At 42.2% G+C, this 24,340-nt stretch carries 18 protein-coding genes and 2 pseudogenes; 3 read left to right on the forward strand and 17 right to left on the reverse strand.

Annotation, left to right across the window (positions count from 1 at the left end; all coding sequences use genetic code 11):
• Positions 1-74 precede the first annotated feature (74 nt).
• From ACESZG_RS13945 to ACESZG_RS13955, 3 genes are all read right to left on the reverse strand, one after another.
• Complete coding sequence (locus ACESZG_RS13945; protein WP_368210895.1) at positions 75-2,810, reverse strand: YfhO family protein; 2,736 nt, start codon at positions 2,808-2,810, stop codon at positions 75-77.
• A gap of 505 nt (positions 2,811-3,315) precedes the next feature.
• A complete protein-coding gene (gene nifJ / locus ACESZG_RS13950; RefSeq protein ID WP_118574845.1) occupies positions 3,316-6,852 on the reverse strand; it encodes a pyruvate:ferredoxin (flavodoxin) oxidoreductase in 3,537 nt (1,178 codons plus the stop codon).
• Positions 6,853-7,128: 276 nt separating this feature from the next.
• Positions 7,129-7,536 carry an Rrf2 family transcriptional regulator gene (locus ACESZG_RS13955; protein WP_008703296.1) on the reverse strand — a complete coding sequence of 136 codons (408 nt, stop codon included), beginning with the start codon at positions 7,534-7,536 and terminating at the stop codon, positions 7,129-7,131.
• A gap of 350 nt (positions 7,537-7,886) precedes the next feature.
• On the opposite strand from ACESZG_RS13955, the gene ACESZG_RS13960 reads away from it, so the two are divergent.
• Positions 7,887-9,527 carry an ABC-F family ATP-binding cassette domain-containing protein gene (locus ACESZG_RS13960; RefSeq protein WP_008703297.1) on the forward strand — a complete coding sequence of 547 codons (1,641 nt, stop codon included), beginning with the start codon at positions 7,887-7,889 and terminating at the stop codon, positions 9,525-9,527.
• Positions 9,528-9,568: 41 nt separating this feature from the next.
• Here the strand turns inward: ACESZG_RS13960 and ybaK are convergent, their stop codons facing one another.
• The 3 genes from ybaK to ACESZG_RS13975 all read right to left on the reverse strand — a co-directional run bounded on the left by ybaK (position 9,569) and on the right by ACESZG_RS13975 (position 12,068).
• On the reverse strand, positions 9,569-10,054 hold the full coding sequence (ybaK, locus tag ACESZG_RS13965) for a Cys-tRNA(Pro) deacylase (RefSeq protein ID WP_144137191.1): 486 nt from the start codon (positions 10,052-10,054) through the stop codon (positions 9,569-9,571).
• On the reverse strand, positions 10,038-10,814 hold the full coding sequence (locus ACESZG_RS13970) for a DUF4203 domain-containing protein (RefSeq protein ID WP_118330399.1): 777 nt from the start codon (positions 10,812-10,814) through the stop codon (positions 10,038-10,040). Before ACESZG_RS13970 ends, ybaK begins: the two co-directional genes overlap by 17 nt.
• A gap of 75 nt (positions 10,815-10,889) precedes the next feature.
• A complete protein-coding gene (locus ACESZG_RS13975; protein WP_368210894.1) occupies positions 10,890-12,068 on the reverse strand; it encodes a transglutaminase domain-containing protein in 1,179 nt (392 codons plus the stop codon).
• Between the two features lie 342 nt (positions 12,069-12,410).
• Here ACESZG_RS13975 and pduL point away from each other — a divergent pair, with 342 nt between their 5' ends.
• A complete protein-coding gene (gene pduL / locus ACESZG_RS13980) occupies positions 12,411-13,049 on the forward strand; it encodes a phosphate propanoyltransferase (RefSeq protein WP_055059495.1) in 639 nt (212 codons plus the stop codon).
• A gap of 101 nt (positions 13,050-13,150) precedes the next feature.
• Here pduL and ACESZG_RS13985 read toward each other — a convergent pair.
• From ACESZG_RS13985 to ACESZG_RS14015, 7 genes and pseudogenes are all read right to left on the reverse strand, one after another.
• Positions 13,151-13,339 (reverse strand): annotated as a pseudogene (locus ACESZG_RS13985) (hypothetical protein); the annotation flags it as partial.
• A 302-nt stretch (positions 13,340-13,641) separates the two neighbouring features.
• On the reverse strand, positions 13,642-13,965 hold the full coding sequence (locus ACESZG_RS13990; protein ID WP_368210892.1) for a CAP domain-containing protein: 324 nt from the start codon (positions 13,963-13,965) through the stop codon (positions 13,642-13,644).
• Positions 13,966-13,976: 11 nt separating this feature from the next.
• Positions 13,977-14,360: a hypothetical protein gene (locus tag ACESZG_RS13995; protein ID WP_368210891.1), complete on the reverse strand. Its 384-nt coding sequence runs from the start codon at positions 14,358-14,360 to the stop codon at positions 13,977-13,979.
• Positions 14,361-14,572: 212 nt separating this feature from the next.
• Positions 14,573-14,806: pseudogene (locus ACESZG_RS14000) on the reverse strand (DUF4186 family protein); the annotation flags it as partial.
• Positions 14,807-14,822: 16 nt separating this feature from the next.
• Positions 14,823-15,224, reverse strand: a complete 402-nt coding sequence (locus ACESZG_RS14005; RefSeq protein ID WP_373218597.1) for an SOS response-associated peptidase — start codon at positions 15,222-15,224, stop codon at positions 14,823-14,825.
• A 9-nt stretch (positions 15,225-15,233) separates the two neighbouring features.
• A complete protein-coding gene (locus ACESZG_RS14010) occupies positions 15,234-15,401 on the reverse strand; it encodes a hypothetical protein (protein ID WP_373218580.1) in 168 nt (55 codons plus the stop codon).
• A gap of 8 nt (positions 15,402-15,409) precedes the next feature.
• The gene (locus tag ACESZG_RS14015) at positions 15,410-16,135 is read right to left on the reverse strand and encodes a hypothetical protein (RefSeq protein WP_373218582.1); all 726 of its coding nucleotides are present in this window, start codon (positions 16,133-16,135) and stop codon (positions 15,410-15,412) included.
• A gap of 301 nt (positions 16,136-16,436) precedes the next feature.
• On the opposite strand from ACESZG_RS14015, the gene ACESZG_RS14020 reads away from it, so the two are divergent.
• Positions 16,437-16,994: a hypothetical protein gene (locus ACESZG_RS14020; protein WP_373218584.1), complete on the forward strand. Its 558-nt coding sequence runs from the start codon at positions 16,437-16,439 to the stop codon at positions 16,992-16,994.
• 86 nt (positions 16,995-17,080) lie between these two features.
• Here ACESZG_RS14020 and ACESZG_RS14025 read toward each other — a convergent pair whose 3' ends face one another.
• The 4 genes from ACESZG_RS14025 to ACESZG_RS14040 all read right to left on the reverse strand — a co-directional run bounded on the left by ACESZG_RS14025 (position 17,081) and on the right by ACESZG_RS14040 (position 24,252).
• Positions 17,081-17,713, reverse strand: a complete 633-nt coding sequence (locus ACESZG_RS14025; protein WP_368210882.1) for a hypothetical protein — start codon at positions 17,711-17,713, stop codon at positions 17,081-17,083.
• Positions 17,714-18,112: 399 nt separating this feature from the next.
• On the reverse strand, positions 18,113-18,484 hold the full coding sequence (locus ACESZG_RS14030; RefSeq protein WP_368210881.1) for a hypothetical protein: 372 nt from the start codon (positions 18,482-18,484) through the stop codon (positions 18,113-18,115).
• An 868-nt stretch (positions 18,485-19,352) separates the two neighbouring features.
• The gene (locus tag ACESZG_RS14035; RefSeq protein ID WP_373218586.1) at positions 19,353-22,853 is read right to left on the reverse strand and encodes a YDG domain-containing protein; all 3,501 of its coding nucleotides are present in this window, start codon (positions 22,851-22,853) and stop codon (positions 19,353-19,355) included.
• Complete coding sequence (locus ACESZG_RS14040; protein WP_373218588.1) at positions 22,810-24,252, reverse strand: hypothetical protein; 1,443 nt, start codon at positions 24,250-24,252, stop codon at positions 22,810-22,812. The genes ACESZG_RS14035 and ACESZG_RS14040 overlap by 44 nt, the downstream gene beginning before the upstream one ends.
• Positions 24,253-24,340 lie beyond the last annotated feature (88 nt).

The raw sequence follows: 24,340 nt of genomic DNA on the forward strand, positions 1-24,340 counted from the left end.
TATTATACACAAATTTACAAAAATGTCTATTCTAACAAATTTATTTCAGGCTGCCTGCAACAATGGAATTTGGATTACTTTTTCTTCCTGAACACCAGCATTACATATATAACCAGCCCCAGAACAGAAAGAAGCATTCCCGCTTTCAGATAAGGCGTACAATATGTAAGGCGTATCTCATGTGAACCAGGTTCCAGTTCCAGAGCCATAAACATGGTATTCGCCTTCTGAAGCTTCGTTTCTTTCCCGTCCACATAAGCCGTAAATCCCTTACTGTACGGAACAGACAACACAAGAGCTTTCTTTTCGGAAACACTGATATCCCCTGTAATCTCATTCGTTCCCATTTTTACATTCTCGAGAGCTTCTTCACCCAGCTTCACAGTTTTTTCCTCAATCCCCTGCACCGGCTGGCTCACAACTCTTAATTTATCATAGGTATAAACACCTGTATTGGCAAAGGTGATCGTCATAGTACGAACCCCTGATCTGGAATATCCCATATTGCAGAGAAAATCATGCCGTCCACTGTAGGCATTATACTTATCCGTAAAAATCTTTATGGTCTTGGTCACATCATTGGAGCTGACTGTCATAGCCGCTTCCTTTGATTCCTTCCAGTATCGCCACCGGCTGTCCTCATCAAGAACCTTATTTTGGTCATACTCAGACATCTTCTTCCACTGACTGTTACCAATCAGTTCTCTCGGTGAAAGACTGTCATAATCCAGATTATCTGCGATCAGGTAATTCTCACTGTCCGTAAGACCATGGAACACAAGCTTCAGCTGCGCCCCTTCCTTCGTCACCCTGATTGCTCCCTTAGACAGAGCACAACCATCCCCTGTCTCCATACGATACTGGATATTCTCATTATCAGCATCAACAGATGCCTCAGGCAGTGTACTCTCCTCAAGCACCACACCGTCCATCAAAGCCTGCTGCTTTTTTACCACATCCATTTTCTCATATTCCGATTCAGGAATATAATTGTCATAAGTATAACCCAGAGGCAGTGCATTCTCATTCTCATAAGCCCTGCACTCACTTTTTCCCTTTCCTGCAGAGCCCTTCTCTTTATTATATCCATAGGAAAGATAGCGGAAATTATCACCACTTATCACAAAATATTTCACAGAAGCCAGCCTGTCCAGAATCGTCCTTCCGTCCAGGTTCTCATAATGCTGCTCCCATGGCGTATTCAGATACATTTCACTGAAAAAATCACTGATACTGCTGTTTGCAAGACTGAAATAATAAGCAGTACTGTTCGTACCCATATACATAGAAGTATTATCATAGGGCAATGCCCCATACTGGTCATAACGATAGACACCTGAATCCCCGGCAGCAAGAACCGCCTTATCCGTATTCGACTCCAGCTTATCCAGCGACTCCTCTTCGGCTGCAAACTCTGACAGATAATCCTTCTCATAAGAATACTGATAAGAAACATTCAACATAATGCTCACCACAAGCAAAGCACTGAGAAGCCCACACATATACTTCCCCTGAAGAAAAATATTTCCAAAAGAGGTAACCGTAAACACAGCCAATACCAGAACCAGCACACCTGCCATATTTCTCTGCGTTCTGGCAGCTTTCGCAAACAGAGCCAGCACACAATACGCCACCGTCATGACAAAAATCTTCTTCTTTTCCCTCACAGTCAGAGTAAACAGCTCAGGATATGCCTTCACGAAAATATACGCGATCATCATCCCATAAGCCCAGATCCACCTGTTGGATACATAAGAGAAACCATTGAGCACATGCCCTGCAAAAGGCACCAGCAAAAACAGATTCAACAGCCCAAATCCTAATTTCAGATCCAGATACTTCTTCTTCCTGGAGAAAAGCACAAACACACCCGCCATAGCAACAGCAGAATACCCGGCAACCCCCCACTGGATCATATTCTCCCCGATCAGATCACCCAGATACTTCTCATAATAAATTTTATCATATAAAAGAGGCACATAATTCTCAGCCTGAAACCTGTCCGTACCAAAAATCGTCATGATCACCGGAAGAAAAATAACCGCCGCGATCATCAAAGCCACCGCATAATAGCCGATAAACTTCACCAGCCATCCCAGAACATCCTTCACACTTCTCTCACTGAAAATCCCAAAATACCGGAAAGCCGCATAAATAAACATAAAAATACAGATCATATAAAAGAAATAGAAATTCGACATAGCCGAAACCGCAGTCGCCCAGATAAACAGCCATGGCTTCTCCCTCTTATAAATCTTATCAATCCCCATCAGAACCAGCGGCAGATAAATCATAGGATTGGAAAAATACGGATGCTTCATAGCCGCATAAATCGTCCATCCCGCAAAAATATAGATCAACGTCCCCATAAACGTCGCCTGCTTCGGATTCTTATGATAAAAACAAAAAACACTAAAAGAAATCCCCGCCAGATAAATCCTCAGAAAAATCAGAACCTCATACAAAACCTCCGTCTTATCCGCCGGCACAAACACAGACAACAAAGTCAGCGGATCCCCGATCACATAATAATGCAAAGTTGTAAGAATATCCGAACCATACCCGATATTCATATCCCACATAGGCAATTCCAGCTTATGCTCTACAAAAATCGTATGCAGAACCTCCCTCAGATACCGCCCATAATACGCCAGAGAATTCAAATGCTGCGGAATCCCGTCATGACTCCACACCAAAGACTTCCCATTCCCCGCAAACTGATAATAAATAAACCCCGCAATAACCCCAAAAACCAGCGTATATAATATATAGAAATCCCTCTTACTATCCTTACTCGCAAATCTCCTCATAACAACTCCTATATCTATATCAATCCTCTAAAACACCATGATGATTATAATCAAATATCTCCTCCTTGTCAAACACATCCCCATCCCTTTATATCCCAACTTCTCCTCTCCCTTTGCATGCACCCTCACTCCTCCCTTCCGTCAGACATTAAGTCTCAGCCAACAATCAGCCGGGGAATGACAGAACATCTGAGGCGAATCTCGAGGGTTCATGTAATTTCTTAGTATTTGGAAAGCCGCGTTATTCAGAAATTGCTCACTGTCTGAGCAAAGCGAGTTTGAGCAATTTCTGAATGCCCTTAGCGGCTTTTCAAATACTTAGAAATTCCATGGTTCCGAGACTGAGCCTCAGATGTTCTGTCATTCCCCGGCGTCCCCCTGTTCCAACACATAAAAAGAGCCGCGATACAAAAGTACCGCGGCCCATATATCGTCTGGACACTATAAATAGCTCTATCTATTTATTTTATATTATTGTTTATCAATCGTTCAAAAACCGAAAAGATTATTCAGCGCTATGAAGAGCGATCAGCTTCTGCAGATATTCAAATCTAGCCTTAGCCTCAGCCTCATTCTTAGCAAACAGTCTTGCAGCCTTCTCAGGATTCTGACGTTTCAGAGAGTTGTAACGAACCTCACCGTCAAGGAATGCCTGATAATCTTCCATGCTCGGAGCCTTGGAATCAAGAGAGAACTTGTTTCCTTCAGCTGCAGGATTGAATCTGAAGTTATGCCAGTATCCAACCTTAACTGCTAATTCTTCCTCTGTCTGAGCTTTTGCCATACCTTTCTTAATACCATGGTTGATACATGGAGCATAAGCAATGATCAGAGATGGTCCCGGATAAGCCTCAGCCTCTGCAATAGCTTTTACAGTCTGGTTGAAGTCAGCACCCATGGAAATCTGAGCAACATATACATAGCCATAGCTCATAGCGATGGAAGCCATATCTTTCTTCTTAGTCTCTTTACCGCCTGCAGCGAACTGAGCGATAGCACCTGTAGGTGTAGACTTGGAAGACTGTCCACCTGTGTTAGAATAAACTTCTGTATCGAATACCATAACGTTGATATCACGTCCACTAGCAAGAACATGGTCAACACCACCGAATCCGATATCATAAGCCCATCCGTCACCACCGAAGATCCACTGGGATTTCTTAGCCAGGAAATCTTTCTGAGCAAGGATTTCTTTTGCTTTGTCACATCCGCAAGCTTCAAGAGCAGCAACAAGTTTGTCTGTAGCAGCGCCGTTTGTAGCACCTACAGCAAATGTATCCAGCCATTCCTGACCAGCTGCCTTAACGTCTTCGTTTGTTCCGTTAGCAACAACGTCTTCAACTTTTGCTTTTAAGCCATCGCGGATAGCTCTCTGAGCAAGAAGCATACCATAACCAAACTCAGCGTTATCTTCGAACAGAGAGTTGGACCATGCAGGACCCTGTCCCTTAGCGTTTACTGTGTATGGTGTAGATGGTGAGGAGTTACCCCAGATAGAAGAACATCCTGTTGCGTTTGCGATGTACATTCTGTCACCGAACAGCTGAGTGATCAGTTTAGCGTATGGTGTTTCACCACATCCTGCACAAGCTCCAGAGAACTCAAGCAGAGGCTGTTTGAACTGGCTGCCTTTAACAGTTGCTTCTTTAAATTTAGCGATAACATCTTCTTTAACCGGCAGTTTCACTGTGTAGTCAAAGTATTTCTGCTCGTCTGCGCTTGCTTCAAGGTTTTCCATAGCAAGTGCTTTCGCACCCTTCTTACCTGGACAAACGTTTACACAAGAACCACATCCTGTACAGTCAAGTGCGGATACGGACATTGTGAATTTATATTCTTTCATACCTGTAAGGTCTAATGTCTTCATGCCTTCAGGAGCATTAGCTGCTTCTTCAGCTGTCAGAGCTACAGGACGGATAACTGCGTGTGGGCAGACATAAGCACATCTGTTACACTGGATACAGTTTTCTGGATTCCATACAGGAACGTTAACTGCGATACCACGTTTCTCATATGCAGCTGCACCTGATGGTGTAGTACCGTCTACATAATCCTTGAATGCAGATACAGGTAAGGAGTTACCTTCCTGAGCATTTACTTTAGCCTGGATATTGTTAACGAAATCAACAACGTCCTGACGTCCTTCTGTTGCATGAGTCATATGAAGGCCTTCGTCCTCAGCATCTTTCCAGCTTTCCGGAACCTGGATCTCAACAACCTGTTTAGCACCGGCATCGATAGCTGCCCAGTTCTTCTGTACCACATCATCACCCTTACGTCCGTATGTTGCCTTAGCAGCAGCTTTCATAAGGTCGATTGCCTGCTCTTCCGGAATGATTCCTGTAAGTTTGAAGAATGCAGACTGAAGGATTGTGTTGATACGTGTTGGTCCCATGCCAGTTTCAATACCGATCTTAACACCGTCGATTGTGTAGAATTTGATATTGTGGTTAGCGATGAAAGCTTTTACCTGTCCTGGTAAATGTTTCTCAAGACCTTCCATATCCCATGCACAGTTAAGGAGGAATGTACCACCGTCAACAAGTTCCTGAACCATATTGTATTTGTTTACGTAGGATGGATTATGGCATGCTACGAAGTTTGCTTTGTGGATCAGGTATGTGGATTTGATCGGTTTTTTACCGAAACGTAAGTGGGACATTGTAACACCACCGGACTTCTTGGAGTCATAATCAAAGTAAGCCTGTGCGTACATGTCTGTGTTGTCACCGATGATCTTGATGGAGTTCTTGTTGGCACCTACTGTACCATCAGCTCCCAGACCCCAGAATTTACAGTTTGTTGTTCCTTCAGGAGTTGTTACGATCGGAGCACCTGTCTCAAGGGAAAGGTTAGTAACATCATCAACGATACCGATTGTGAATTTCTCTTTAGCAGTGTTCTCATAAACAGCTACGATCTGTGCAGGTGTAGTATCTTTGGAACCTAAACCATAACGTCCGGAGAATACTTTTACGCCGCCGAATTTGCTGTCTTTTAATGCTGCTACAACGTCAAGGTACAGTGGCTCGCCAAGTGCACCCGGCTCTTTAGTTCTGTCAAGAACTGTGATCTGTTTTACAGAATCCGGAATTGCATCGATGAGTGCCTGTGCACAGAATGGTCTGTAAAGACGAACTTTAACAACACCGACTTTCTTTCCTGCTGCTGCAAGATAATCGATTGTTTCTTCGATTGTATCGTTTACAGATCCCATAGCAACGATTACATGTTCTGCATCAGCAGCTCCGTAGTAGTTGAATAATTTGTAATCTGTACCGATCTTAGCGTTAACTTTATCCATGTATTCCTGTACTACTGCCGGAAGAGCATCGTAGTATGGGTTACATGCTTCTCTTGCCTGGAAGAAGATATCAGGGTTCTGAGCAGAACCTCTCTGACATGGGTGATTCGGATTCAGGGCATGGTTACGGAATGCAGCGATTGCATCCATATCTGCCATATCCTTCAGATCTTCATAATCCCATGTCTCGATCTTCTGGATCTCGTGAGATGTACGGAATCCGTCGAAGAAGTTGATGAACGGAACTTTACCTTTGATTGCTGAAAGGTGAGCAACAGGTGTTAAGTCCATAACTTCCTGTACAGAAGATTCGCAGAGCATTGCGCATCCGGTCTGACGACAGGCCATAACGTCGGAGTGATCACCGAAGATTGAAAGTGCGTGGGAAGCAAGTGCACGTGCAGATACGTTGAATACTGCAGGTAACTGCTCACCGGCAATTTTGTAAAGGTTCGGGATCATAAGTAACAGACCCTGAGATGCTGTATATGTTGTTGTTAAAGCACCTGCTGCCAGAGATCCGTGTACAGCACCTGCTGCACCAGCCTCAGACTGCATTTCAGTTACCTGAACTTCCTGTCCGAAAATGTTCTTTCTTCCCTGGGTTGCCCATTCATCTGTTGCTTCCGCCATAACAGATGAAGGAGTGATCGGGTAAATAGCGGCTACATCTGAGTATGCATATGAAGCATGAGCAGCTGCATGGTTACCATCCATGGTTTTCATCTTTCTTGCCATAGTTTGTTTTTCCTCCTTAAAGGTTGATGAAAAAATTAATTATTTATTTCAAGGCATAAGTAAAATATACCTCAAATTTCATTGTAGATTATAACATAATCTTCTGCCTGTGTCCAATTTGTTTTGACATATTTTGTATCTTCTGAGGTACAAAGCAGAGATTTTCTGTTATTTCAGTAGCAAATATGTGCATTTTTCGAGTTGCATATAACTAACATTATGCAGATATGCCAAATTTCGGACAAATCAGGCAGATAAAAGTAAAAAAAGGAGGCTCTACGCCTCCTCCATGATCTGCTGTATTGTTTTTCTCTTAAGGAGACTTATCAGTTCATCCTGTACAGATAACAATTCTCTATGTACCAGACATGGCAATCCATCCTGTCCGTCTCTGACACAGTTATATTTCGGATCCAGACATTCGATGATAAACATATCCGGATCAATCGCCGAATAAACCTCATATAAAGTCAGCTCATCCAGTCCCCTGTTCAGAGAATAACCACCATGTACGCCTCTGTATCCCTTCACGATCTCTGCCTTCTGAAGTTTCTTCAGGATCTTATAGGCAAAAGGAGCTGTGATTGCTTCTTTCTCACAGATATCGGATACGCTCAGTCTGCTCTCTCCCCAAAGCGCACGTACCACTCGAACTGCATAATCGCACTCTCTTGTAATAAACATAGTCTTTGCAACCTCTCTAAAATTAATTATCCTTTACTGTCCACATCGCTGTTTTGCATAAAACAATGGAAACAGTAATCGTTATTTCTGTCATATCAATGCCTCATATTTCTGTCCGTCAAGAGGCTATATTATTCTATATTATAACAGTGCTTCTTTTTTTTGTAAATAAAAGAACCCAAAAAAGCAAAAAACAGTTGCAAATTTCCCAATTTACGGTACAATGATAAACGGTTGTAACTTATATAATAGGAAATAATGTAACTGTTTCCTGCGAAAGATACGTTTTCCATAAACAATCTGCCGGACAGTTACTGCAAAACAATAATTTCACGAAAAAGAGGTATGATATGATTTCAGCAAACAATATTACATTGCGCGTAGGTAAAAAGGCCCTCTTCGAAGATGTAAATATCAAATTTACTGAGGGCAACTGCTACGGTCTCATCGGTGCAAACGGTGCCGGTAAGTCCACATTCCTTAAAATCCTTTCCGGACAGTTAGAGCCTACCAACGGTGACGTTGTTATCACTCCGGGCCAGCGTCTTTCTTTCCTGCAGCAGGATCACTTCAAATATGATGCATATACAGTTCTGGATACTGTTATCATGGGTAACAAGAGACTGTATGAGATCATGAAAGAAAAAGATGCTATCTATGCAAAAGCGGACTTCACTGATGAAGACGGTATCCGTGCCAGTGAACTGGAAGGTGAATTTGCAGAGATGAACGGATGGGAAGCAGAATCTGATGCTGCTACTCTTCTGAATGGTCTTGGAATTGAAACCGATCTCCACTATTCCCAGATGGCTGACCTTACAGGAAGCCAGAAGGTCAAAGTTCTTCTGGCGCAGGCACTGTTTGGTAATCCGGACATTCTTCTTCTGGATGAGCCTACCAACCACCTTGACCTGCCCGCTATTGAATGGCTCGAAGAATTCCTGATCAACTTTGACAACACTGTCATCGTTGTATCCCATGACCGTTACTTCTTAAATAAAGTATGTACTCATACAGCAGACATCGACTATGGCAAGATTCAGCTCTATGCCGGAAACTACGACTTCTGGTTTGAGTCCAGCCAGCTCCTCATCAAACAGATGAAGGAAGCCAACAAGAAAAAAGAAGAGAAGATCAAAGAACTTCAGGAATTTATTTCCCGATTCAGTGCCAACGCTTCCAAGTCCAAACAGGCAACTTCCCGTAAACGTGCCCTGGAAAAGATCCAGCTTGACGATATGCGTCCGTCCAGCCGTAAATACCCATACATCGACTTCCGTCCAAACCGCGAGATCGGTAACGAAGTCCTTATGGTGGAGAACCTTTCCAAGACCATCGACGGTGTAAAAGTTCTGGATAACATTTCTTTCACACTCGGACATGATGACAAGGTAGCTTTCGTCGGTGCCAACGAACAGGCAATCACTACTCTGTTCAAGATCTTAGTTGGTGAAATGGAACCGGATGAAGGAAATTATAAATGGGGTGTTACCACTTCCCAGGCATATTTCCCTAAGGACAACACTGCAGAGTTCGATAATGACCTTACTATTACAGACTGGCTGACACAGTATTCCGAGATCAAGGATGCTACTTATGTTCGTGGATTCCTCGGACGTATGCTCTTCCCCGGTGAAGACGGCATCAAACGTGTACGCGTTCTTTCCGGTGGTGAGAAAGTCCGCTGTCTTCTTTCCAAGATGATGATCTCCGGTGCAAATATCCTGATCCTGGATGAGCCAACCAACCACCTCGATATGGAGAGCATCACAGCACTGAACAACGGTCTGATCAAATTCCCGGGTGTTATCCTTTTCACCTCACATGACCATCAGTTCGTACAGACAACAGCCAACCGTATCATGGAAATCCTTCCAAACGGAACCATGATCGACAAGATCACTACTTACGATGAATATCTGGCAAGTGATGAGATGGCTAAGAAACGTCACGTATTCGAGATCAACGAAGAGGACGCTTCCGATAACTAAAGAATAAAATACAGGGTACGGCTTAGCCGTACCCTGTTATTTTATTCTGTCTTCATGATAATATCCGCCAGCTTTCCGCCTGTCACCTTAAGCAGATCAGCAAGGGGAACCTTCAGTGTCAGTCCGATACGGCCGCCACTCACATAAATCTCTTCAAATTCTCCTGCAGATGCATCAAACACAACAGGATAAGGTTTCTTCATTCCCAGCGGGCTGCAGCCGCCTCTCACATATCCGGTAATCTTTGTGATATCCTTCACATGGATCATGTCCACTGTCTTCTCACCGACAGCCTTTGCAGCCGCCTTACGGTCAACTTCCTTTTCAATCGGAACTACAAAAACGAAATAGCCGCCGCTCTTTCCTTCCATTACCAGAGTCTTAAAAGACTGGTCATAGGGTGCTCCAATCTTATCCGCACTGTGGACCCCGTCAATAAATTCATCACATTCATAGGAGAACGCCTCATATTTAACCTTCTGTCTGTCCAGCATTCTCATTGCATTTGTCTTAGCTTCTTTTGCCATTTTTTCTCGCCTGTCCTTTCTGTCCTCTGGCATATATTGATTCCTCCATGTCTCTGTCCTGAGACTGCTCAAAACTCTGGTCTTGTCTCAGGTTCTGATTTCGCCTGTAAATCTGCTCAGTGCTTTCTTCATCAACCGTTTCTTCATCCTCTTCATCAGAAACCGGTTTGTTGATAGCAAACTGAATCAGCATACCCAGAACTGCAAATCCCACACTCATTCCCAGTCCATAGGGAATATCTGCCAGATTTCCAAGCTGTGCAAGGGAAACTCCTGCCATAATACCACCGATCAGACTTGTAGCCACGATCAGCACTTCCCTGCAGTATTTCACCGCCATGGAACCAAGAGCTACGCCGATCAGAATACATGCAAAAAATACTGCGGAGCTGGTAGGATGCAGGAAATAAATACTGGCCGCCCAGCCGATACCTGCTGCCAGGATAAACACACCTGCCTTATAGATCAGAAATGCAATCACTGCGAACACAACTCCTGCCGCCAGTGCTGCGATCAGCATTGTTGATTTCTCCTGTATTCCCATTGTATGTACAACCACCAGCGCAAGACCGCCGCCTACCAGAAAACCTCCCAGCATCATCCAGAAACGCAGAAGCCTGTATCCCAGAATACAGTTCAGCACTCCAAACACAAGGATCACTGCAAATATTACCATCATAAAACGATTCACCAGATCTGAATCCATAAAACTCCCGGCAATACTCAGCGCATTTCCAAATATATCTGTCATATTAACCATAATTTTCAGTCACTCCTTTTAGTTATATATTTATAGCGTTCCTTATCATCAACTGACACATCTGAACTAAACCCGTCAGAACATGAAGTATAAGGTCTTCATATTGTCGATCACGCCGTAATGATAGGAAATCTGTGACAGCCCATGGACTTCCATATAATATTTTGCGATATCCTGGATATGATTACTGTCGATCAGATCCATATATGCCTCATCATAAGCCCCCTGGCTGCCAAACTTAAAGCGTACCACCGCAGCATCACTGTCAATGCGCAGTCTGCACAGGTCATATACACTGCTCCAGTCATAGGTATCAAAACAGGCGCCGTTTCTCACATAGAAATTCATGTCAGTCGCTGTACACGCAGGAACAGGAAACTCATCAGAGACCGTATAATTCTCCTCGTACTCCTGTGGGAACGGACACAGATAATCATAGATCGTTGTCTTATGCTCTGCCAGCAGCGTGGCATCACCCTCCAGAAAGTCCGGCTGATCCCCATTGGTGGCATCCACATAATAATACTGTCCGTTCAGCTCTACAATATTCCAGGCATGTCCCTGGGTACTGTTTGCAGCATCACCCTCCACATAAATACAGGGGATATCCAGACGCTCCAGCAGATACTGCACTGCTCCCGCATAGCCCGCACATACCGCCTGTTTCTTCCAGAAAGCTCCTGCTATACTCTGGTCATCATCAGAGATCACATATTCTGTATTGTCTATGACATAAGTATAAACAGTCATTACCTTCGTGTAATCATCAGCACCATCCGGAATCTGCGATAACACCTCCTGATACGCATTCTCCATAGCCTGCGTGATCTCCTGTCTCTGCTCCTCTGTATAAGTATATCCCGGAGAAAACTGACAGTAATCTCTGCCCGAATAAGTCGTCTTATAAACTTTCTCCCGGTTATGTACCCAGAACAGCTCCGGATGATCCTTCAGCACTGCATGATACACTCTGTCTATCTCATTATCTCCTGAGAGAGACAGATAAAATTTATCCTCAAAGCTTCTGATCCCCTCCAGGATCTCGCGGTAGCCTCTCTGTTCATTCTCATTAAGAAGGCCGAAATAATACTCCTGATGTCCTTCATCCGTCTGCGCTACCTCCTGTCTCTTAAGAGTCCTTACTTCCCCCGGTTCCTGCAAAGCTCTTCCGCCGATGATCAGTCCACCGGCCAGAAGCACCACCACAGGTACCATAAGAATCAGACGCAGCCCGGAAAATCTCTTTTTGCTCATTCAATAATCCTTCTTGGTTATTATTCTATAAGTCTGATATTACATTACTATTTCATTCTGTTTTGTCACATTTAGAATTGTTATTCGTTACTGTTCACTCCGCTCACAGTAACTGTTATTCTAATGTATCTTATTATAGCCCAGAACACTTCTCCTTGTAAACCGATAAAAGTAAGTTAACACTATTTTATAATAAAAATTGTCCTTCTTACAAGATAAACATTGCATATTTCCAATTAAAGAGATACACTAAAAAGTAAGTATAATTGCTCTGTATCCCATCAGACAACAGGATGTCAGACAGACATATACAAGTAACATATTGAGGGAGTATTGTAATAAATGAGCATCAAAATACCTATAGAAACTTCTGCCAGACATCTGCATATCTCGCAGGAAGATTTTGAAAAATTATTCGGAGAGGGAAGCAAACCACATTTTATCAAAGAATTAAGCCAGCCCGGACAATATCTGTGCCGGGAACGAGTAACTGTCAAAGGACCGAAAGGTACTTTCGAAAACATGGCACTTCTCGGTCCTTTCCGCAGCGACACGCAGGTAGAAATGTCCCTTACAGACACCAGAAAACTGGGGATTCCAAGCGTAATACGCCAGTCCGGTGATATCGAAGGAACTCCCGGCTGTATTTTATCCGGTCCATGCGGTGATATCGAAATCCCCAAAGGGGTCATCGTAGCCAAACGCCACATCCACATGACTCCGGATGAAGCACTTGCCCTGCATATCAAAGACAATGACGAAGTCTTCGTCCTGACCAAAAGCTACGGACGCGCACTTATCTACGCAGATGTAGTAGTCAGAGTCCACAGAAATTATCACCTGGCAATGCACGTAGACACTGATGAAGCCAACGCATTCAACAGTGATACAGAACCTTACGGCGTAATCGTCAGGTTCTTTGACAGTAACTTCAACACAGATAAGTGGATAGAAGACGAACTGTCAGGGATACGCAGATAAAATCCGACTTACCCGGCTAAAATAGCAGATGAATATAAAAAGGTTCCACAGTAACATTCAATTGATGATACTGCGGAACCAATTTTAATGCGTTTCAGGCATTAATCCAAAAGCTCCCCTTCACGATACGACCACTCCAGATAGTCAGGGTTCTGATAATACAGATCCGAATTAAAATTCGAGATAGCATCACTTATAAAAGACTGAAAGATATTTATAAGTTCCTGTACCTCTTCTCCCGGCTTTGCACAGTCTTCTATCATAATACTGTAAAGTTTTCCGAACTGAACCGGCAGCGTCACCGTCCGGGTTCAGATGTCCCAGGATCACTACGGTATCCAGATTATGTTCCAGCATGATCCGGTTGAGCTCATGTAGATGGTACATTTTATCCAGAATTTTCGTGTCGCTTTCTGTCAGCCGATCAAAGGTATCGATAGCATGCTCTCTGGATACATTTAGTTTTGCCTTAAGGATTTCGAAGTGCTGGAGGGTACGAGCATACTCCTTTCCCCACTCGGAGTCATCTGCAGGTTCTGGTTTGTCGTCATACGAAATGAGCAGATGATTCTGTTTATTTGTCTTATCTCTTTTAGTTATCAGAAATCCAAGTTGCGGTAAATTTTTCATTTCTAGCTGCTGTCATATAGTGGTATTTTTCTCCATATTCAGTAGCCCATCCATCAAATTTATATCCATTACGGTTTGGAGTAGGAAATATTTCTGGTGCGCTTGATGTACCCATACCAATATTTTCCCCTGATGGACATCCGACGCCAGCTTCTGAAACAGCAGTGCTAGAATTTCTTCCATCCGGCCTTATATGCGAAAACTTAACCGCAATCTCTTTAGCCCTTACCATCGCGGCCTTTTCAAGTCTTAAATCATACTTGTACGGCTGTAAACCAGCTTTCATTCTTTCTGTATTTACAAGCTTGATACTTCCTGTGCTTTCTGTTCTGGTGTAGCATGGTCAACTTCATCATCTGGGTCAGGAGTATCTGTTGGCCCTGGCGTTATTGTTGGTCTAACTTCGTCGCTGTCTTTCACATAAATGCTTACTCCTGTTTTATTCATAACTCCATATGTCTTAGTGCTGCTGGAATAACCCCTTACAGAATAATAGTTTGTGCAGTCTACACATGGATTTACGTCAACGAAAGATGAGGTGTCTTTGACTGTGACAATCTTGCTCCATTTGTCGCCTGCCTTGATTTTTGAAGAAATGGCATATTTGTCCGCACCGCTTACTTTGTTCCATGTAAGTTTAACTGTTGTTCCCTCGATTTTGGCTTCAATACCGGTTACCATCTTTAATGATGCTGTTACAGTCAGCCCTTTTGTATTGTAGCTTCCATACTTCTTCGTATCCCTATTGTACGCTTTGACAGTATATTGATATTTCTGTCCAACGATAATTGGATGCTTCTTAGAAGATGTATGGGTGTAGCTGGACTTGGTACTACCAAGCGTTTTTAACTTAATCCATTTACTGTTTCCAGCTTCTTTGTAATATACAATATAGCATGCTGTGCGATGAATACCGGGTGACCGCGCATGGGTGTCTGTTTTCCATCATTTGGGATATATGCAGGAGCCTCCCGTTTTGTAATGAAATCCTCTGCGTGTTTCCGGATCGTATCCAGTCCTTTTTCATGAATATAATCAATATCATTCTGCTTAAGATGAAATCTGCTCCAAAATCTGGAGTTTCCAAGTCTCTCGAACAGTTGCTTGTACCATTCATCCTTTGTCATTAAAACTCACCACTTTCTATGAAAACAGACTCTGCTGTTCATATTCCGTCTGTCGATTAAGCAGAGTCGGTGCCTGGTGCAGAAGTACAGGCATTTTGTTATTATCAAACCAATCTGCAATTTGTTCCCTTTCCAAGATCAAAGGCATGCGATCATGGATTTTTTTCATGGAATCATTCGCTGTGGTAGTCAGGATCACAAATCTTCGTTCATTCTCAAACCAGTCACAGAATCCTGCCATATACAGCACAGAGGAATCCGGTCTGGTAAAGGTACTCTTTTCTTTCAGGGAATTCCATTCGTAGAACCCGCCTGCCGGAATCAACAGCCGGTGATATAAGATTCCGTTCTGAAAGGAAGGTTTATCCATGACGGTTTCCACCCTTGCATTGATGACCGGATTTTTGCCTTTTGACAGGGGATATCCTCATCTGCATATACCCAGTTCCAGTCCATGTTCTGACTGTCCAATGACCGGTGCGACATCGGTCGGACGGATATCTCCTTGTGTCAGCCGGATCCTCCCATCTATGTTCTGTACCACTCTGGAAATCTCCTCCATCATATCGGGATCTATATAATATCTGCTGCACATATTCTCTCCTATTTTAGAATTTTTTTTATCTGCATATCCGCGGCTTCTGGATAAAGCTGCTTCATATGATCAACAATTTTCCCCCAGGATGTCCGCGGATCTTCCTTATAACAGGAAGTAACATGGTCATATCCATAAATGTGTTCCGGAGAAGAATACACAGCCACATCCCAGCCGTACTCCACGCCTTTTTGATTGATCCTTTTCCGAAAGTCGCAGTTACACAGATATGTCTGCATCATAAGGCTGGTAATGGCTCCGTCAAATCCCTTTTCGCCATCTTTTCCAAATCCAGCCAATTTTTTCAATTCGTAGGAGTAGATTTCTGCATCATTTTCCATAAAATGATCCATAATATTCTTATGTTTGATCGGTGCTTTTTCATCCTCAAACAGAGCATCAAAATCATAGCCGTCCCTGCGGTAGTTGGCAAATACCGGCAGCCATTTTTTGGAAATAAACCCGGCTTTTTTGGCAAAAAATTTCCCGTAAAGAACATCATGCTTTTTTGCAATAGCAATCCTCCATCTCCACGGATCCCTCACCGGATCATCAGACCACCAATATTCTGCCACTGTCCGTTCCTCCAGAGAAAACCCCGGAATTTCGTTCTTAAAAAGAGGAAGAAAACCAACCCGGTTGATATATTCGACTGCTTCATCCACATCGTGGATGCATTTTGGATCATCCCATGTTACTCCATGAATGATCCATTCCCCTGCTTCATTTCCCATGGCTTTTTCCTTTCTGTATTTTGCTGTCTTTATTATACCACATGTTTGTATGGTAAGACACAGATATGTGTATTTTGTCAGAAAAAGAACAACGAGTTGTTTGCATAAAACTTTGAATTTCTTGTGACTGCGAGTATAATACTAAGTTATCTAGTATTTGCAAATACATATACAGAAAGGAAAGAGAAAAATGAAAAAAATATGGAAACAGATTTTAACATTTTCACTGATTGTTATTTTGGTTTTATCAGCGGTTCCGGTGCAAGCTGGAGTGCCAGAGTATTTTGGAGGTAGAAAAACCGTGACATTGTATACTGGAAGGACAGTGAAAAATCCTTCAGTAAATTATTTTTTTACAAATCCGTGGATCGGGTTTTTTACAAAAACAGCTGAAAATGTAACTTCCATAAGAAGCAGCAATCCATCTGTCGCAGAAGCATCGTTTGATTATTCCTCTATAAATGTAACCCCCAAAAAGACAGGAAAAACTGTTATTACAGCAAAAGGTGGGAACAAAATCCGCAAATGTACTCTTACTGTAAGAAAATATACAAATCCTGTTGTTTCAGTGAAGATCGGAAATACATCTATTTCCGGAAAACGTTTTGATAAAGAAGCATATCGAGTAATCCCATATTCCAAATTTGCAAAAAAGAAGGTAAAAGTAACTTTTAAATTAAAAAAGGGGTGGTATATGAAGAAACAGGGCCTTTCCTATATGGAAAAAAGCTGGTTCAAATCTGAAGATGTAAACAATGGATCTACCATTCCGATCAACGGCACGGATTTTAAGATCTGTGCTGACGTAGTTAATGAAAAGACAGGACAACAGGAACGGGTTTTGCTCTGGTTTAAATAATGTCATGAAAAAAGGAGACTCATGCCGAAGGGATGGATCTCCTTTTTTAACTATGTTTTTCAATCAAAGTTATGTCTTGCCAATGATTATTTAAAATCAATATCAATATAGGTTTGTGCGTTAACATTTACTGATGCGAAGACAATACGAAGGGTGCAATTTCCCTTTCCTCCGATCGGTTTGAACTTATTTCCGGAATAATAAGTTGTTTCTCCTTTTTTATCCAAAGAATAGAAGCCTCTTACGCGCCAGCCTTTTTTTGGTACGATTTTAAGCGAATTACTCTGCTTAGCATATTTGCTGTAACTGAGAGAAAGTTTGTCTGTTTTATTGAATTTATTTCCTTTAATGGTTGTTTTTCCAAGTTTTATGGAAGAAACCGGGTTTTTGTAATTCACAACTTTAAAATAGAACTTAGATGTTCCTTCGGTTATTTTCATAGTAACAAGCGTTTTTCCAGCTTTTTTGGGAACAAAATCGAAACTGATAAACCCTATATCATTAACACTTTTTTTTATTGTTCCAATTTTTTTGTTTGACAGGGTGATCTTGGGCTTTTTATCCGGTGGATAAAATCCTATATTTTCCACTACTCCGGTATGGACAGGAAGATAAATTACTCTTTCCGGGATAAGAGTTTTGGCAGATACCTGCACCGGTATGAGCACCATGATAAATACGAGAGTTAATGCCAATAATTTCTTAAAGTTTTTCTTCATGAGAAGCTCCTCCTTCATTTTTTATACATTCAGTATAGTACCACAAAGCTTAACATACAATAGGAATAATGCGAGGTCATTGAATAAAGTCATCCATCAGCCACCGAAAACGCTTGTTTCGATGCTTTTGGATATTGTTTTAATCAAAAATGCCGCAGTTTTAGGCAAAACAATCCCATTCCACCATATTTTCAAGTGAATAAAATAGAATATGCCCACTTCATCATTAAACGCGACAATGCGACGATCTAATGCTTTCGCTTTTGTATTTATCTAAGAATTATTATAAACTATGAACAGTTATACGAAAAGTCCAAAAGTATGGATCATACAAAATATATATGCAGCGTAATTAAATTCTGATACGGAAAATACGAAAAAAAGACAGCCGAAGCTGCCTTATGCAAAAGAAAACTGTCCATTTTGCTGTTGGTGGGTTTTGGCCATCGTATCGCACGGTGATCGTTTCGGATCACTGCATACCAGCGCTTTCTTGTGGTCGGGGCACCGTAGTCTGCGGCGCAAAGTTCCCGGCTGTCCAAAACCGGAAACATCTTCCCTGTCCTCGATCGGACACCAGCCCTGGATCTCTGCCACGTTCTCCATACAGATCACTTCCGGATGGATCTGTGCTGCATGGAAATATACCGCATACGGGAGCATCCGTATCCCCTGTTTCCTTGGAGTCTTTCCTTTCGCTTTGCTGAAATGGGTGCAGTCCGGTGATGCCCAGATCAGGGATACCTTTCTTCCGGCAACAAACCGTTCCACTTCAGAGGTAAAAATATCTTCCGTCATAAGGAAATGGAAAATAAAGCAGACGTAGGGAAAAGCAGGAAAAAGATTTCCGCGGATAAGCAACCGGCCAGGAAATCCCCACGTGTCATTTCGCTTAACGGCATCCGGGTCCTTTCCTCAAATGAAAAACTGACGAGGAGACTCCGCAGCAAAACCCGCCAGAGACTGACGGAAACCTGGTGCGTCCGCGGACATTGCAGACACTATAAGACTGGAAAGACAGTCTATATTAAACCATACATGAAAGGAAACGGAAAAACCATCCCCAAAGAGTATAAGCTGTCTTAAGAAAACCCCACTGCCTGCTAAGCGGTGGGGTTTTTGTGCTACAAAGTCTCTGCTCTTTTTAATATCATTTCCACGTCTTCAGATCCCAGGATATTCAAACACAATATGACAAATCTGTTTTACAGGTACCCTGCTGGATCACCTGAAAAAAGTGAATTCGAATTCACTTTTTTGTAAGACAAAACAGCATTATCCTCTGTCATTGTTTAAAAATTGACTAAAAACTGATAAAATTCCGCGGCATAGCAGAAGCCACAGACAATATTGTAGGATAAGAAATCTTATTAAGGTTACCGTAAAAATATTATGTTAATCATTTGGCTTGCAGAAAAATTAAGGATTGGTTTCCGCGGAGACAAAATAAAGAGAAAAACGGTCAGAAGGTGACAGACTTTTGATGTGCTGATTCTACAATGGAAAAGAAAAATTTAATTCTGATACGAAAAAACCTCTCCTGCTTTACAAGAGAGGTTTTTGGTTAAATATTATTTCTGTTTGAGGAAGTGTTTTTGAGGAACTTAATATTCTGCGAATCTGCTTTCTGACATTCTTCTCATTTTACTGTTACCGTCACTTTTTTGTACACTCCGTTGTTGGCCAATATGTATATAGTGCAGACTCCTTTGCCTTTTGCCTTGATCACGCCGTCTTTGTTTACCGTTGCCACTTTGCTGTTAGTGGTGTAATAACGGAAGGGACTGGTATGGGAAACCAGATCTTTCCTGTTGTCTTCGGCTTTGAGACTGCATTTTAACTGGAAAGTTTTTCCAACTGATAAGGTAATCTCCGTCCGGTTTACTTTGATGGAAGCTGCGTTTGTTGTGGAAGCCTGTTTCAGGGCAACATGCACGTCATTGGATCTGGCAATATAGATTTTTCTTCCTTCCACCATCTTATAAGCTGCAATAAAGTACTTATATTCATGGTCTTTCTTCAGCTTCTTATGGGACATGGAAAGTTTTCCGCTTTTGACAGTTCCAACCTTTTTATAGTTTATTCTGCCGTCACAATAACTCCAGTAAACATCGTATCCTGTTGCACCGGCATATTTCTTCCAGGAAAGGGTAATGCTGTTCTTATTGGCTTTTCCTTTTGCAAAGAATACCGGAAGTTTCAGGCGATAAATATCCTTTCCTTTCAGTTTAGACTGGTCGGCCTGCTGGATCGTGAAGATACCCTTCTTAAATGTGATCCTGTAATTTGGGTTTGAGCCTTTTTTCTGGGAAACTTTGATCGCATATGTTCCCACCTTCTCCCCCGCTTTTCGTTTCACGACAATTCCGGACAGGGTATCCTCTCCTACCAGACCACTGGCTGTGTAAGTAAGGACAGGGTCTGCCCCGCCAACGATCTTCTTCAGATTATCCGCTGTTACCGTTATTCTTTTGGGATTGATATCCGCTATGGTACCTGCCTGCTGTCCGTCAGCGGTCAGGACGTAGTTACTTGCCGATTTGCCTCCCAGTACCAGGTTTGTGATCGTAACTGTTTTCCCTTTTGCTGCATTACTGTCAGCAAATGTACCTTCTGCACTTACCGTAAGGGCATCTCCTTCAATCAACCTTGCAAACACAACTTTGCTGTAATCCAATTCTGCATCCTTAGTTCCATCATATACCTTCTTATTTGCGGTAATTCCGGAGATCTCCACTCCTCTTGGCTTAATGGTATAGGTCTTTGTTGTTGAAGCAGCGGTAAAATAACTGTTTCCAGGTACACTGACCTTCACTTCATAAGTACCGGCATATGTTGGTGCTTTTGTCTGCCAGATTCCATTTACGTTGTACTCAACTTTGACACTGGCAGTGCTGTTTGTTGTATACACCAGATCTGCAGGCTGTCCGTCATACTCTTTATCCAAAACACTTGTGATTTTTACATTTGCTGTCTGGTATGTTACATTTACTGTCTTCTGTTTTACCTTTAACGCGATCTGGCTTTCAGCAGGTTTGTCACCGCCTGTATACTGTATTTCTCCCTGCGGATGATATGCAGCAGTCAGTGTATAAGTTCCAACCGCCAAAGTATCAAGATATTCTCCGCTGAACGTGATTTTATCTGCGGAAACTGTATAATCCGTTCCTGCTGTTAAAATGTTCTCCCCATTTTTTACAGACGCTACGGTGTTTCCATTTAATGTTACCTTCGCGTCCACGGAAGTTTTGGTTGTTTTTGTGTAGTCGATGGAAGAATCCACAACTACAGAATCTTTAAATACAACCACTCCATCTGAATTGATGATGGTCTGATTTCCTGCATTGTCAGTAATACGCGCATAGATCACATACTTGCCGCTTTCTGTCAGGGAAAGTTTATTAGCCGCATCCCATGTAATCCATGTGCCATTTACATCATAGGATTCATCTGCCTTCACCTTTTGGTATTCTATTGAGGCAATTCCACTGGTAGAATCTGCTCCTGTGATATCAACAGTGGCATTATTCCTGAACCAGTAATCGTAAGCAACAGGATTCGGAGAACCGCTAAATGTATTTGTTCCAATTTCAATTTTTCCTGTTGGTACTTCGGTATCAATTTTGAAGGTTGCTGTTTTTTTGTCTGTAATGTGCCCCTTTGCATCTTTCAGATAATAGGTTACAGAATGTTCTCCCTGATCCGTGTAATCCCCAATCGAATCCTTCCAGTTTGTTTTGTCTGTCGATATCTGGTATCCACTGTCCGGTACAAGCTTCACTGCACTTACGTACCAGTCATTCTTACCTTTCGTTCCGGAAACCTGTGCAGCCGTTGAAGTCTGCAGATATCTGATGCTCCATTTTTGGAAAATATCGGTTGCACCCTCAAGTGTGTAGTTATCATTTCCAAGATCTGTTACCGTTGCCGTATAGTTATCTCCTGCCTCTGTCTGTGTATTTCCATCATAAGTAATGTTAAAAGTATCGCCGGAGACTTTATTTGTAACTGTCGCCGTCACGCTCTGTGCGGTGCCGGTGTATGTAAGGTCTGTTTTACTCCATGTAAGCTTTGCAACCAGCTTACTTATAGAGGCTGTTGTCTCTTGTGCAATTTGTACATCGTAATTCTCAGCACCAGTTCCTGAAATCGAATCTGCTGAACTGTGTACTGTTACTTTTTTATTAGATCCAGCATTCCAGTCTTCAAAAGTACCTGTAAGGTTTGTAATGGTAATGCTATCACCGGATACCAGTTCACTCTGATCCACTGTTGCATTTACAGTGGCAGAATCGATTCCATCGTAAGTTTTATCCGCTGCGCTTACGGTTGCCTTTATGGATTTCTTTGTGATTGTAAAGCCCACTACTGCACTGTTCGCTTTATAATTATCCATTTCTGGCACAGCTGCCTTTACATAATAAGTACCTGCATTCTTTGGTACTGCTCCGTCTGTGCCTGCACCATTTGCTTTGGTTGTTTCTTTTGTACATGTTTTATCCGTGTAATATTTGTAGGTAATCTGAGATTTATTGTATAACTGTGTAATGTCTTTTTCATCTGACTTAACCGTTACCTGCGGTGTATGTTCAGCCTGTCCATATTCCCAACCTTCAAGGCTGAAATTATTTAGAGTAACCGGTGCCTTTTCTATTTTAAAAGCACTACTTAACGTCTGATCTTCAACCGAAACTTTTATAACATAATTTCCTACATATACCGGAGCAGCTCCATCACTTGCAGCACCACTGTTTTCAGCGTTTGTCGTGGTGTTTCCATCTTCCAGATAATATACGATATCTGCCTTTTTACCTGTAACATAACTTATATTATTTTCTACTTCTGCCCCAGCATATGCTTCACCTGAATAATCAGAATTCGCCGCTGTGAGTGAAAGCTCCAATTCGTTCTTACAGTTAGCGTCAGTACATTTTGCGATAATCTTATTATCATATGATGAATAGCTCCAAGTATGCGTATGTTTCGATAAAAACAAGTATCCACCATTATCATCCTCAGCGTAGTTTACAGAATAACCACCATTCTTCGAAGTAATCCTGCCAAGCATAGATTTTGATATCCCAGAAGTCGTAATCTTACCAAGTGTAATCCCAGTCTGTCCAAAAAAATACAGTTGCATTTCCCTTAAAGTCATCCTGTATCGTAAATACCTGTCCTTTTAAAAGATTAATATCAGAATCATTATTTTTAAAAGTTGCGTTCCCACCAATCTTTATTCCTTCTATCTGTTTCGAATCCATATATAGAATTGCCGCTTCACAATTTTCTATTACTCCCCCAGTAAACTGCACATTATTTGCTTTTATTCCGCTAATATGACCATTTTTGACGTTTCCGGTTATAGTACCTCCATCCATTTGTACAATTTTTGCACCAATACAAGCATCTTGGTGATTGGATATTCTGGAATTTCCGGCATCTATATGTGTTCCTTTATGAATTTTCACAGTTCCAGTGCTAGTTCCAGTGCTATATGCAATGTGTCCACTATCTCGTGTTGACCCAGTTGCTTTAAAAACAGCATTTTGAAATTCTATAGTTCCCTGGAAATAAATCATAGACACCTTATCTGTTGAAGCCTTGTAAGTGCCTCCTGTAAAATTAATTTGATCCACTCCGTCATTGCTACTATCCTTTAAAAGACTGACACTACCATTGTTAAGTTTCACCTCGAAATTTCCGTTATTAATTATTTCTAATTTCTTACAATTCTTTTCAATCTTGATAAAAGGTGTAACTTCTCTAGTATTTGGAGGAGTTTGTGTTGATGCCGTAATATTACCGGCAATATTCAAGGTAACTGATTCTTCTGTATCTATAATAATTGCACTATCAGGCGTAGTGTAGGCACCACCGTTTAATGTATATGTTCCTCCAGAAGTAATGCTTACACTTCCAGATGTCACCGGATCAATCACATTAGTTGTAGTTTCCAATTCTTCCGTCATCCCATTAAAATATCCAAACAGCGCTTCTAGCCTGCTTACATCCACCAGCCCCTGCTCTTCTTCCGAAAGCAGCTCCAGTTTTTCCGCAATATCCTGGGCTTCTGCGTACACATCTGTCTGTGCCTGATTCAAGGTGCTTCCTTCCACCGTAGTACCATCTGCCAGGTTCTGAAATTCTTCCACAGTTGGAATAGCGTTGATCCGCTCCTGCAGTTCTTCTACAGATGCCAGGCTCTGGAAGTCAGATCCTACAGAAGAATCTCTGCCATTGCTGCCAAAAGAATCACTCTCGTCTGTAAATCCACTTTCCATATCCACTGTATCATTTCCATTTTGAACATCTGGCATATCCTGAAAATCAGAAAGCGCCTGATTTTCCCCATCTCCACCAGCCCCGGGCATAGGATCTGATGTGAATCCAAAGCCCAGGCTCTCACTGTCTCTAAATTCCTGCACTTCCTCTGACGCCCAGACAAAAGATTCCGGTATCACAGACGTGGTAAGCATTGCTCCTGCCAGGATCGCGGAAAATAGTTTTCTGCTCTTTTTTGCGAATTTGATTTTTTTCATCTTTCTCCCTCCGTATTCAAGCTTTTTAATTGTTTCTCCTGTTTTTCTGATTTCCTGTGAGACAGCTGCTTCTTCTTAAGCCGAAGAC

Origin of the sequence: Blautia sp. Marseille-P2398, assembly GCF_964240315.1 — a bacterium.
GTDB lineage: Bacteria > Bacillota > Clostridia > Lachnospirales > Lachnospiraceae > Blautia_A > Blautia_A wexlerae.